An 11,822-nucleotide genomic window follows, 5' to 3' on the forward strand; every position below is an offset into this window, starting at 1 on the left:
TCCCTCAGAAACGGAAGCTGGCGCGCACGCCGTAGCGGCGCAGGTCGCCGATGATGCCGAGGTCGGACGCGGGCAGCCCGGCAAGCGCCAGCGTCGTCTTCTCGATGTAGCTGTCGAAGTACTTCTTGTTGAACAGGTTGTTGCCGAACACCGCGAGTTCGACATTGCCCATGCGATAGGTGATCGAGCCGTTGGCGAGGACGTAGCTCTTGAGGATCGTCGGCGTCGTCTGGTTGAGGCTGGCGGCCGAGCGGCTGCCCTTGCCGTTGACGCTGGCGCTGAAGGTGAGGCTGTTTTCACCGACCGGCACGACGTAATCGCTCGACAGGTTGAACATCCAGTCGGGCTGGAAGGTCAGACGGTCGGTCGCCAGGGTGCGGCCGGTGACGGCGGTGTAAGGCGAGCTGTCGGTCAGGCGCGCATGCATGTAGGTGGCGCCGGCCGAGAGGGTCCATTCCGGCACCGGCTTGAAAGTGGCCTCCACTTCGGCTCCGTAGCTTTCGACGTCGCCCGAGTTGAGATCGACGGTGACGAGCCCGCCGGTCGAAGCCGGGGCGATCGAGTTGAGGCCGATGTAGTTCTTGTAATCGGAATAGAACACGTCGCCCGCAAGGGTGAAGCTGCGATCGGCCGACGCGTACTTGGCGCCCACTTCGTAAGTCCAGGCGGAGTCGCCCTTGTAGACGCGCACCGGCGCCGTCACCGCGTTGAAGCCGCCGCCGCGATAGCCGCGCGCGACCGAGGCGTAGGTCATGAACTCCTTGTTCCAGTGGCGGGTGATCGAAAGGCGGGGCTCGACCTGGTTGGACTTCAGGCCGACGCTGGTGGGCGCGGCGCCGTTGACGCGGCCGGTCGCGGAGCGGTCCTCGTGATCGTAGCGCAGGCCGAGCGCGACTTCCCACTCCGGGTTCGGCTTCCAGAACGCGGTGCCGAAGGCGGCGTAGGTATCGGCCTTGGTCGAATTCTGCGCGCGGTTGTTGAGGCTGAGGCCGATCAGCGGGATGGCGATGTTGGTCAGCTGGTCGGAGCGGGTCGTCTCGCGGCTGTAGAACAGACCAAATAGCGTGGAGAACTGGTCGCTCAATTCGGTGTCGAAGCGCAGTTCCACGGTCTTGGTGCGCAGTGCATCGGTGCCGCCCTGCCGCACGGCGGGGATCGGCAGGGCAGGGTCGCTCGGGCCGAAATCGCCATCGGTGTCGGGCGCGCTGGTGTTGCGCAGATCGTAGGCGGCGAGCAGCGAGACCTTGGTGTTCAGCGCCTCGATCGGGCTTTCGATGCGGGCGTTGATGCCGCGGTACTTGTACGTGGTGGTGCCGAGGCTGTCGAACTGGTTGTCGCGCGAATAGTCGGTCGGGCCGGTGACGCGGGCATAGGGGACGTTGGCGCCCTTCACCCAGTCGTAGTAGCCGTTGACCACGATGGTCAGGTCGTCGGTGGGGGTGGCGCGGATGGTGGTGCTGACCGAATCGGTGTTCAGCTTGTTCGCCTTGCCGCCGATATTGGTGTTGTTGATGAAGCCGTCCTGCTGGCGGTGCGAGGCGCCGACACGGATCGCCAGCTTGTCGGTGACGATCGGGGCCGAGACCGAGCCGGACACCAGCCAGGCATTGTCCGGCCCGGCATAGCTGGCCTGACCACGCGCCTCGAAGTCGTTGCCGGGCTGGCGGGTGATGACGTTGATGGCGCCGCCCAGCGTGTTCTTGCCGTAGAGGGTGCCCTGCGGCCCGCGCAGCACTTCGATGCGCTCCACGTCGAGCAGCGGGTTGTTGAGATAGGCGGTGTTGGGGCGGTAGATGCCGTCCACGAACAGGCCGACACCCGGCTGGACAGACTGCACCAGCGTCACGCCGACGCCGCGGATCGATACGAAGGCACGGCCCGCCCCGTCGCTGCTGATGTTGAGGCCCGGCGTCAGCACGGCGGCCTCACGCACCGAATTGATGTTGCGTCTGGCCAGTGCATCGCCGCTGACGGCGGTGACGGCGACGGGAACATCAAGCAGCGTCTCCGTGCGCTTGCGGGCGGTGACGACGATTTCGGGCGCAGTTTCGGCATTGGCAGACGGGGCGGCAGGCGAGGCACTTTGCGCCATCGCCGGGCCGGAAGCGGTAACTGCGGCCAGGAACGAAACACCGGCGAGCAGGCAGATCCGTGATTTCATAGTTCTCTCCCGACGCCGCTCTCTCGGGTACGTGCCCGGGGAGTCGGCGTTGCAACCTATATGACAGGTCTAACCTATCTGAAAGGTTAAGCGAGGGGATTCGGATATGCCGTTCGGCGCGTTGAATTGACCGATCGGATCATCATCCGACGTCATTGCGAGCGCAGCGAAGCAATCCAAAGCGGCCTGAGACTGCCCTGGATCGCTCCGCTGCGCTCGCAATGACGAATGGGATTACCAGCAGGTATAGCCACCATCGGCCAGCACGATGCTGCCGGTCATCAGGCTCGCCGCATCGGAGGCGAGGAAGGCCACGACCGAGGCCACTTCCTCCGGCTCGCCCAGTCGCGCCATCGGGGTGGAATCGATCCAGCGGCGGTACATTTCGCCCTGCTTGTCCGCGAATTCGTTAAGCGGGGTGCGGATATAGGTGGGCGCGACTGCATTCACCCGCACGCCCCGGTCAGCCCACTCGGCAGCAAGGCTGCGCGTCAGCTGGTGCACCGCCGCCTTCGAAACGTTGTAGTAGCTTTGCCCCTGCGGCCGGTTGACGATGAAGCCGCTCATCGATCCCACGTTGACGATGCTGCCGCGCCCCGCCTCCAGCATGTGCCGCCCGAAGGCGCGCGCGCACCAGAAAGTGCCGTTGAGGTTGACGTCGATGACGTTCAGCCAGTGCTCGTCTGCCACCGTCTCGGCGGCGGTTTCGCTGCGGGCGATGCCAGCGTTGTTGACGAGGATGTCGATGGCACCGAGCCGGTCGGCCACTGCGGTTACACGAGCGGAATCGGTAACGTCCATCACCGCGCCCTCGCAGGAATGGCCCTTATCCGCCATCGCCGCGCGGGCGGTGGCGATCGCCGCTTCGGAAAGATCGGCGATGACGACCTGCGCCCCCATTTCCGCAAGCGCTTCCACGCACGCCAGGCCGATGCCGCTGGCCCCGCCGGTGACGAGCGCGCGGCGGCCATCCAGCTTCAGTCGTTCAAGATACATGGGGGTGCTCCGTCAGGGAAGGAAGGGCGCGATCGGGAAGGGGGCCTCCTCGATCGCCTCGCCGCGCGCCAACTGGTAGACGTGGCGCTGCTCGCGGGTGAATTCGGGCCAAGGCAGGGTGCCGTCGCGCGCGAAATCGACCCAGATGCGGTGGACCCGATCGGCCAGTTCCTGCGGCGGCGCCTCGCCGCACAGCCCTTCAGGGCCGGTGGCGGCGGCCAGCGTGTCGAACACGAAAGGCAGTTCCATCGCATGCGCCGCGCCGAGGCCACCCGAGCCGGGCTTGGCGAACAAGGGCGATCCCCACTCGAATTCGTACATATGCGTGCGGCCGCGATGCTCCTCGGCGAAGCGGCGGGCGGGCCAGCGGAACACGAGGTCGTGCGCCGCATCGGTGAAGGCATGGCCGGGCTTCACCCCCTTGCGCCCCATGCCGTAAGCCTTGAGCAGCCTGCGCGCGCGCGGATGGACGCGGTGGAACACGTAGGTCGCCAGCAGTCGCCCGATCGTCTCGCGCACACCGGTAGGGATGAAGTAGAGGTTCATCTCCTGCGCATTGGTGCCGATCAGCAGATCGACCTCCGCCCCCGCGCCCGCCTGCAACGCATCGAGCGGCTTCAGTGGCAGCACGTCGTCGCCATGCACGGGAACGAAGCGGCTGATGCCGAACACCGGCTCGTGCCCTTCGGCATCGCGCAGATCGAGCCGGGTCTTGGGCAGGCTGACCGTCTCGACCGCATCGAGCAGGCGCTCGCTCGGCTCCACGCTGCGGAAACCGGCTTCGTCGGGCGTAATCTTCAGCAGCTTCGCCAGCTTGCGCACCAGCCGCTGGGCGACGCCGATGTCGCGGGTCATGCGGCCATGCCCGCTCTGTACGATCGCGCGGCGGAACAGTCCCTTGGCGAGCGGCGAGGTGACGAGATCGGCGATCGCCATGGCCCCGGCGGATTCGCCGAACACGGTGACATTGGCCGGATCCCCGCCGAACGCGGCAGCATTGTCTCGCACCCATTCGAGCGCGGCGATCATGTCGCGCAGGCCGAGGTTGGTTGGGACGCCCGGGATCGGAAGGAAGCCGTCGACACCCATGCGATAATTGATGGCGATGCATACCACGCCGTCCCGCGCGAAGGCGCTGCCGTCCTGCACCGGCGCGTCCTTGCTGCCGAGGATGAAGCCGCCGCCGTGGATGAACACAATCACGGGCAGGCCGGGGCGCAGGTCGGCCGGGGCCCATACGTTCAGTGTGAGGTAGTCGTCACCGGGCTGCCAGCCGTTTCCGATAAGCGCCTTGACGTCGAGCCCAGGCATTGCCTTCACTCGCTGCGGCGCGTTTGCGCCCTGCTCAAGCGCTTTACGCGGGCGCTCCCAAGGTTCCGCCTTGCGTGGCGGCGCAAAGCGAAGTGGGCCGACGGGCGGAGCGGCGTAAGGCACGCTCAGGAATGCGGCGACCTCACCGGCTATCCGTCCCAGAAGTCTGCCTGAGGCAATCTCGACTTCCAATTCCAAGGTGCTTCTCCGCGAAAGGCTCGATCGTTTGAAGGGAATCGAACGTACATTGCCGCGTCCCCGTGTGCAGCCGCGTTCGGCTATGCCGATCGGATCATTCCATTGACCGCAATGAATCTTTGCCCGCAGAGGTTTTCGCGCTGAATTGTCGAGCATCCAGTTGCACGCGAAGTCGCGCACAGCCGCTCCATGCGGGGCTCAAACTTCGATAAATCGATAGCGTATTTGCGTAAAATGTAAGCTTGAGAATCGCAGGGCCGTCAAACGCTCAAACCCGAACTAGCCAAGGAAATTATAGATCTCGCGCCATGCAGCGAGCTTCCCGGTGCGCGGAATGCCCGCGTGCGCCGCACTGGATGATGGCAGGTCGATGAACTGGAGACTGGCGGGATAGCCGACCTGCCGGCGGCCATGCCGTGCCGCCAGCCCGCCATTGAACGCGATCGCCTGCAACTGCGGCAAACTCGCTGCGAACCCGGGCACGTCACGGGGGCTCGCATCCCGAATTGCGCTATCCAGGCTTCCCGTCCGCCGACCGCTGCCAATGACGTCCCACAGGCCAATGCCGCGATCGAGCAGCCGTGACAGCTGCATCGAATAAGGCGCCCCCAACAAGCCGGGATCGCCAAGCACCTCGCCCATCAGCCACCAGAACGCATTGCTTGGATGGGCATAGTACTCCCCGGCACCAAGCGACCGGTCACCGGGGAGACTGCCGAGTATCAGCACGCGGGTACGCCTGTCGACAACCGGCGCGAAAGCGCGCTTCGGGATGTCGTCTGTCATCGACCGGATTTCTTCGGCCCCTGCCTGCTCAGCCGTTGGCGACCACGACGCTGCGGGTGTTGAGGTAATTGTCCATCGCCTCGGGCCCGCCTTCGGTGCCATATCCGGAGTCCTTGATGCCGCCGAACGGCAGCTCGGCCGACGCTGCCGCGCCGGTGTTGACCCATAGCATGCCCACTTCCACGCGGCGGGTGAGCAGATCGACGTTGGCAAGGCTGCCCGTGAAGGCATAGCCCGCAAGTCCGAACGACAAGCGGTTGGCTTCGGCGATTGCTTCCTCCAGCTTGTCGAACCCACGCACACCCGCGACCGGGCCGAAGGGCTCGTCGTTGAACAGCCGGGCATCGAGCGGCACGTCGGAGAGTACCGTCGGCGCCCAGAAGTTGCCAGTCTCGCCGATGCGTCCGCCGCCCGCCAGCAGCGCTGCGCCGCGCGCCACCGCGTCTTCCTGGAACTCGGCCATGGCGGTCAGGCGACGCTCGTTGGCGAGCGGGCCCATCTGCGTGCCCTCGGCCAGTCCGTCACCGACCGCGATACCCTTGGCGAGTTCGGCAAGGCTCTGCGCGAAGCGGTCCTTGACGCTGTTGTGCACCAGGAAGCGTGTGGGCGAGATGCACACCTGTCCGGCATTGCGGAACTTGGCCGCGCCGACTGTCTTCACGGCAAGCGCGATGTCGGCGTCTTCGCAGATGATGACCGGCGCATGGCCGCCCAGTTCCATCGAAACCCGCTTCATGTGCCTGCCAGCCAGACCTGCGAGCAGCTTGCCAACCGGTGTCGAGCCGGTGAAGGTGATCTTGCGGATGATCGGGCTTGCGATCAGGTACTCCGAAATCTCCGCCGGATCGCCGAACACGAGGTTCAGCACGCCTTCGGGAAGCCCCGCATCCTGGAAGGCGCGGATCAGTTCGGCCGGACTGGCTGGCGTTTCCTCAGGTGCCTTCACGATCAGGGAGCAGCCCGCGGCGAGGCCTGCCGCAATCTTTCGGACGACCTGGTTGATCGGGAAATTCCACGGCGTGAAGGCGGCGACGGGACCGACCGGATCCTTTACCACCGTCTGGCGGACGGAGGGATTGCTGCGATGTGGCACCACGCGGCCATAGACGCGGAAACCCTCCTCCGCGAACCAGTCGATGATGTCGGCGGCGGCCATCGCCTCGCCCTTTGCCTCGATCAGCGGCTTGCCTTGTTCCTGCGTGAGCAAGCGGGCGATGGTGTCGGCACGCTCGCGCATGAACTGGGCCGCCTGCCGCATGATCTTGCTGCGCGCGGCGGGCGTGAAATCGCGCCAGACTTCGAAGCCGCGCTGCGCGGCGGCCAGCGCTGCATCGAGATCGCCCCGGCTCGCATGGGCGACGCGGCCGATCTCTTGACCATTGGCGGGATTAAGGACTGCCAGGGATCGACCGTCGGCAGCGTCCCGCCAGGTGCCGTTGATGAACAGGCGGGTATCCAGATAAGCCATGCAATGCGTCTCCGTTGCGCCATGCCGGCGGCGCGTCCGGACGGACGGCACCGAGATGGCGGGGCACCGCGCATATTGTGGCAGGGTCGGCGATCCGCAACCGCTGGCAGTCAGCTTTCCGCCCCTAAAGCACCCAGGAAGGCGGGCCCGGCCAATATGTCGATCGAGGACGTATCACGCTGCGGCGGCGCCGCCTTCATCCTCAAAGGCTCCCGTCACTGCGGGCAGACAACCGCCCGTTCTTCGAAGAACGGCCGAGCCTTCACACGCTGTGCAGCGATGCGGCCCTAGGCGGATCTCCCATAATTACGGCATAGCGAGCTTCTGCCACTCCGTAGAAGCGGCCACAGTACTCCTCAAGACCTTGCCGATCGCGAATTGTTATAAGACCGCGCTGGGCATGGACATGACCGGTGGCCTCAAGGTTATGGATAGCGTGAGTCACACTGGCCCGCCGGACGCCGAGCATGAGCGAGATCGTCTCGTGCGTCAGCGGGAGTGTGTCGATGCCTGTCCGATCGTGATACATCAACAGCTTGCGGGCGAGACGCTGCTGGATAGTGGCGCGCGCGGCTGCGCTAGCTGCCAGGCTGATCTGTACCGTCTGAGCCTGAATGTAGCGAAAAAGGTATGCACGCAGGCTTATGCTGGATCTGACGCATTCTTGGAATGCACCGACATCCGCAAACAGACCCTCGCCCCCGACCTGAACAAGGCTATCTCGCTGCGGTATTAGGTTTGCGATCACGCTGAGCCCGATCATACCCTCGCGTCCAACGACACCAACCTCGATTGGTTCACGAAGATCGCCGGTTTCGAGGCTTGAGACCACGCCGGATTCGATAAAGCAGATGGCGCTAGGCCATACGCCCGTGCGTTCGAGATACGTCCTGATTGCCAAAGGTCGGCGAGACAGCAATGGCCAGACGAGTTGCCGCTCATTAAACCCAAGGCCGCGAAGCAGCCAATTGGTCGTTTTGCCAAAGCTCTTATCGGCTTTCATTGACCCCCTCCTCCTGTTTGAAACCGGAACAACGACTCCCTTTGTCTATAGTATAGAACGGTTCACCTGGCGCGGTGTTCCATGATGAAATAGCACGCCAAGGCGGATGCGCCTCTTGTCGCCAAGCCTGACCAGGCAAGTGGTGCTAATCGCTCACAGTCTTTACTTGGTGCGATACCGTACCGTGATTTTCGTATCCGAATCAGCGTATTTTCAGGTATTCGAAGTTTCTGACGGAGGGGCGAAGGCGCCCTGTTCGGACTCGTCCGGATTTGGGCAAAGTCGCCGACAATAAAACCGCAGATTCTCAAAAGTATTGGGGGGTACTTCATGGCTTACGGTATTCATGCGCGAAACGCTGGCATCCGAATTCCACGTGCCGCGCATCGCTCGTGGTCGGAAAGCAGGGCTCTTTCACGTAAACCGCTCGAGACTTGCGAAATGGCCGCGTGGCAAAGGAAATTCTGGTCTCTCGTCGATGGCGAGGCCGATTGAAGGCTCAATGCAGATCGCCTTCACGTCCCATGAAAAGCGAAAACGGACTGCGAGCGCAGCATCCCGGATTCTTTACAAGATTAGGAGCGTCGATGACTAACGTATATTCCGACTTTTTCGGCCTGCAGTTTCGCAAGGCATTCGCAGTTCCAGAGCGTCTGAGCGTGACCGTTGAAGCCAACCAAACGGTGCTCGCAGCGCACGCACAAGCGGCGCAGAATCTTTTTGCAGCACAGGCGACTGCCGGGCGCGACCGGGTACGCTCTGCAATCGAGGAACTTTCGGGTTGTGCCGGCGAAGACCGCATCGGCGCATTCGCGCAACTGGCCATAGCCTCGGCACGTACGCAGGCAGCCGATTTCGCGGATTGGGGTCGGCTCTATCTGGACACGTGGTCGAACCTCACTTCCTCGCTTGCGAAGGTCCGGAGTTCGGAAGCCGCACTGCCCGAGGCTGCGTTCTGAGGGGGCTAGGGCGCTGGATTGGGGGTTTTCCTGGGGATCGGTAAAAGTGTAGTACCAACGCTCTGCGCTTGCCGCATCCGGATGCTCTCACCCTCATCTCCACGCCTATTGGCATGACGCAGGCCAAGAAACGCGCGATGAACCGAATGGTCCACGTTCAATGAAGCGACCCGAAGGGTGTGTCTGTGCTTGACCACCCATCATATTGTCGGCGGAGTTTGAACGCTCCGCCGACCTTTTTGCAGCAGGTTGCGGGTGGCATTGCCCTCCCTCGCAGCGCAGCAGGCCGAGCAACCTCCCGTTATGTGGTGATCGTATGATATCGCCCCACTCAGCTACTTTTGCATAGCGGTGCTTAATGAGCGTGCTTTTCCACCCGGGCACGCAGCGGAATAGCCGGACGGTTCGATTCCCGCACAACCCTTACTACCGCTGGCCGGCACGAGTAGCTTCCGGGAATGGACTGACGACTGGTGAAGGCACATGCCCGACGCACCTTGCGGGAAGTCGGGCCAGTCATGCTGTGGTATTCCGCAGCCGCAGGTAAATCTTCACGCAACTTCGAGCGACTCTAGCAGCCGGGTTACAACGGGCAGTAAGCGCCTGATCTCTTCGCGGTGAGTTGCACTCAGCGTTTCAAGTATCTGCAGGGCACCTGGGGTCAGGGACAGAACAGCCTGCCGCTTGTCGCGAGGCGAAGGCTCGCGCCGAACGAGTCCCAGACCCTCCATCCGGTTCACCAGTCCTGTGGCACTGTGCGGCTTCAGGATAAGACGCTCGGCGACATGGCCGATCGTGGCCGTCCCCGGCAGTGCCGCGCGGATCACCAACAGCGCCTGGTGCTGCTGTGGGGTCAGCCCGCATTGAGCCGCCTCGCCTTCGCTAAACGCCAGGAACTGCCGCAGTGAATAGCGGAAATCGGCGAGCGCGAGATAATCCGCGTCTGTCAGTTTGCTGGCCATAAGCTCAGTCCCGGCTTCGCGCCCTCTCTGTCAACCGTTGATATATATCGTGTTGCGATATATTGCGCGAGCCACCCTGTCAGCGAGCCGAGCACAATCATGATTCCCGCGACCTCATTCCCCTCCCGTCGCCCTCTTGCCGATCACAGCGCGGATCGGCGCATGCTGCTGCTCGCGGCGGCGGCGCTGGTCGTCGGCAGTGGGGGTGCGATCGGGGCATGGGTGCTGCTCAAGGCGATCGCGATCACAACCAATCTGTTCTGGTTCGGACGCCTTTCCGGCGCGCCCGTGCAGATCATAGACAACGTGCTGGGTCTGTGGCTGATCGCCGTGCCGGTGATTGGAAGCCTGATCGTGGGGCTAATGGCACGCTACGGGTCGGACAAGATTCGCGGCCACGGCATACCTGAAGCGATCGAGGCGATCCTCTACGGTGAGAGCCGCCTATCGCCTAAGGTTGCCTTGCTAAAGCCGCTGTCTTCAGCGATCTCGATCGGAAGCGGCGGTCCCTTTGGTGCTGAAGGACCGATCATCATGACCGGCGGCGCCATCGGATCGCTGTTCGCTCAGGCGTTCCATTTCAGCGCCGCCGAGCGCAAGACCCTGCTCGTTGCGGGCGCGGCAGCGGGCATGACGGCGATCTTCGGCACACCGATGGCGGCGATCCTTCTGGCCATCGAGGTGCTTCTCTTCGAATGGAAGCCGCGCAGCTTCGTGCCCGTCGTCATCGCCGTGCTCGTTTCGTGGCTCTGGCGGCCGCTCCTGATAGAGGCCGGGCCACTGTTTCCCGTCCACCATGCGATCGCCCTCGCCGCCGGGCATATCGGCCTGGCAGTAGCGGTGGGCGTTCTGGCCGGGACGCAGGCATCGCTGCTCTCAGGCGCGCTCTACAGGATCGAGGACATGTTTGCCCGGTTGCCCCTCCACTGGATGTGGTGGCCGGCTCTCGGCGGGCTGGCAGTGGGGCTGGGCGGCCTGATCGACGCCCATGTCCTGGGTGCCGGCTACGAGAGCATCCGGGGTCTTCTGGACGGTTCGCTCGCCATGCGGGTGGTGTTGGCGCTGCTGGTGGTCAAGGCGGTGGTATGGCTTATCGCACTGGGCTCAGGCACTTCGGGCGGCGTGCTCGCGCCGCTGCTGTTGCTGGGCGGCGCGCTTGGCTTCGTTCTGGGCCAGTACCTGCCCGGCGGGGGCGGCCTGTGGGCGCTCGCCGGAATGGCCGGAATCCTGAGCGGCGCCATGCGCGCGCCATTGACGGCGGCGCTGTTCGCGGTAGAGTTGACCGGTGATTTCGATATGCTTCCGCTGACGCTGGCAGCGTCGGCAGGAGCTTACGCCATCAGCGTGCTGGTTATGCGCCGCTCGATACTGACCGAGAAAATTGCCCGGCGCGGCCGGCATATCCTGCAGGAATACACCGTCGACCAATTCGACTTTCTCCAGGCCGCGCAGTTCATGACATCTGAGCCGGAGGTGCTGGCCGGCAGCATGACCCTCGCCGATGCGGTCGTCTTTTTCAGAACCGATGCGCGCCATCGCAGCTACCCGGTTGTGGCCGAAGACGGCACGCTCACCGGTCTCGTTTCGCGCGCGGATGCGCTGCGCTGGCAGGTCGATAGCGTTCCGGCGGATGCCACGCTCGCCGACGCACTGTCCGACGCGTCGCAGCCCTGCGGCAGCCCGCATGACCCGCTCAGCCGGATCGCGGATCTCATGGTCGCGACGGGCATCGGTCGCATTCCGATCGTCGCCACTGAGACTCAGCGGGTTGTCGGCATCCTGACCAGACACGACCTGCTGAAGGTCCGCAACGTGCTTCACAGCCTCGAGACGATGCGGGCACGAACATGACCTGAGCTTTTGATATCGTGGTACTTTGTGCCTTGGCTCGGTTACGCAGTTGATCTGCGATATCGGCCTACACTGCGAAGGGCGTCGTCCGAACTAAGCCGAACGGCTGAGCCAGTCTGACTACGGC

Annotated in this window: 9 protein-coding genes; 2 read left to right on the forward strand and 7 right to left on the reverse strand. The window is 63.9% G+C overall.

Going from position 1 to position 11,822, the window contains the following annotated elements:
* Positions 1-4 precede the first annotated feature (4 nt).
* The 6 genes from QRN25_RS17915 to QRN25_RS17940 form a co-directional block, all read right to left on the reverse strand.
* Complete coding sequence (locus tag QRN25_RS17915) at positions 5-2,161, reverse strand: TonB-dependent receptor (RefSeq protein ID WP_285020549.1); 2,157 nt, start codon at positions 2,159-2,161, stop codon at positions 5-7.
* Positions 2,162-2,395: 234 nt separating this feature from the next.
* Positions 2,396-3,157: an SDR family NAD(P)-dependent oxidoreductase gene (locus tag QRN25_RS17920; RefSeq protein WP_285020551.1), complete on the reverse strand. Its 762-nt coding sequence runs from the start codon at positions 3,155-3,157 to the stop codon at positions 2,396-2,398.
* A gap of 12 nt (positions 3,158-3,169) precedes the next feature.
* Complete coding sequence (locus QRN25_RS17925) at positions 3,170-4,666, reverse strand: carboxylesterase/lipase family protein (RefSeq protein ID WP_350224261.1); 1,497 nt, start codon at positions 4,664-4,666, stop codon at positions 3,170-3,172.
* 279 nt (positions 4,667-4,945) lie between these two features.
* Positions 4,946-5,452, reverse strand: coding sequence for a DNA-deoxyinosine glycosylase (locus QRN25_RS17930; RefSeq protein ID WP_285020553.1), 507 nt, complete (start codon positions 5,450-5,452; stop codon positions 4,946-4,948).
* Positions 5,453-5,480: 28 nt separating this feature from the next.
* On the reverse strand, positions 5,481-6,920 hold the full coding sequence (locus QRN25_RS17935; RefSeq protein ID WP_285020554.1) for an NAD-dependent succinate-semialdehyde dehydrogenase: 1,440 nt from the start codon (positions 6,918-6,920) through the stop codon (positions 5,481-5,483).
* Positions 6,921-7,182: 262 nt separating this feature from the next.
* Positions 7,183-7,923 carry a Crp/Fnr family transcriptional regulator gene (locus QRN25_RS17940; protein WP_285020556.1) on the reverse strand — a complete coding sequence of 247 codons (741 nt, stop codon included), beginning with the start codon at positions 7,921-7,923 and terminating at the stop codon, positions 7,183-7,185.
* A gap of 587 nt (positions 7,924-8,510) precedes the next feature.
* Here QRN25_RS17940 and QRN25_RS17945 point away from each other — a divergent pair.
* Entirely contained in the window at positions 8,511-8,882 is a 372-nt protein-coding gene (locus QRN25_RS17945) for a hypothetical protein (protein WP_285020558.1), read from the forward strand.
* Between the two features lie 551 nt (positions 8,883-9,433).
* Here the strand turns inward: QRN25_RS17945 and QRN25_RS17950 are convergent.
* On the reverse strand, positions 9,434-9,844 hold the full coding sequence (locus tag QRN25_RS17950; protein ID WP_285020560.1) for a MarR family winged helix-turn-helix transcriptional regulator: 411 nt from the start codon (positions 9,842-9,844) through the stop codon (positions 9,434-9,436).
* Positions 9,845-10,006: 162 nt separating this feature from the next.
* Here QRN25_RS17950 and QRN25_RS17955 point away from each other — a divergent pair, with 162 nt between their 5' ends.
* Positions 10,007-11,695, forward strand: coding sequence for a chloride channel protein (locus tag QRN25_RS17955; protein ID WP_285020562.1), 1,689 nt, complete (start codon positions 10,007-10,009; stop codon positions 11,693-11,695).
* Positions 11,696-11,822: the final 127 nt, after the last annotated feature.

It is taken from the genome of Novosphingobium sp. fls2-241-R2A-195 (genome assembly GCF_030209485.1).
In the GTDB taxonomy this organism is placed as follows: domain Bacteria; phylum Pseudomonadota; class Alphaproteobacteria; order Sphingomonadales; family Sphingomonadaceae; genus Novosphingobium; species Novosphingobium resinovorum.

What these genes read in the sequence shown, in the direction of transcription:
- QRN25_RS17945 (WP_285020558.1), top strand. Translation starts at nt 8,511, where the DNA reads ATGACTAACGTATATTCCGACTTTTTCGGCCTGCAGTTTCGCAAGGCA.
- QRN25_RS17930 (WP_285020553.1), bottom strand. Translation starts at nt 5,452, where the DNA reads ATGACAGACGACATCCCGAAGCGCGCTTTCGCGCCGGTTGTCGACAGG.
- QRN25_RS17950 (WP_285020560.1), bottom strand. Translation starts at nt 9,844, where the DNA reads ATGGCCAGCAAACTGACAGACGCGGATTATCTCGCGCTCGCCGATTTC.
- QRN25_RS17920 (WP_285020551.1), bottom strand. Translation starts at nt 3,157, where the DNA reads ATGTATCTTGAACGACTGAAGCTGGATGGCCGCCGCGCGCTCGTCACC.
- QRN25_RS17940 (WP_285020556.1), bottom strand. Translation starts at nt 7,923, where the DNA reads ATGAAAGCCGATAAGAGCTTTGGCAAAACGACCAATTGGCTGCTTCGC.
- QRN25_RS17955 (WP_285020562.1), top strand. Translation starts at nt 10,007, where the DNA reads ATGCTGCTGCTCGCGGCGGCGGCGCTGGTCGTCGGCAGTGGGGGTGCG.
- QRN25_RS17915 (WP_285020549.1), bottom strand. Translation starts at nt 2,161, where the DNA reads ATGAAATCACGGATCTGCCTGCTCGCCGGTGTTTCGTTCCTGGCCGCA.
- QRN25_RS17935 (WP_285020554.1), bottom strand. Translation starts at nt 6,920, where the DNA reads ATGGCTTATCTGGATACCCGCCTGTTCATCAACGGCACCTGGCGGGAC.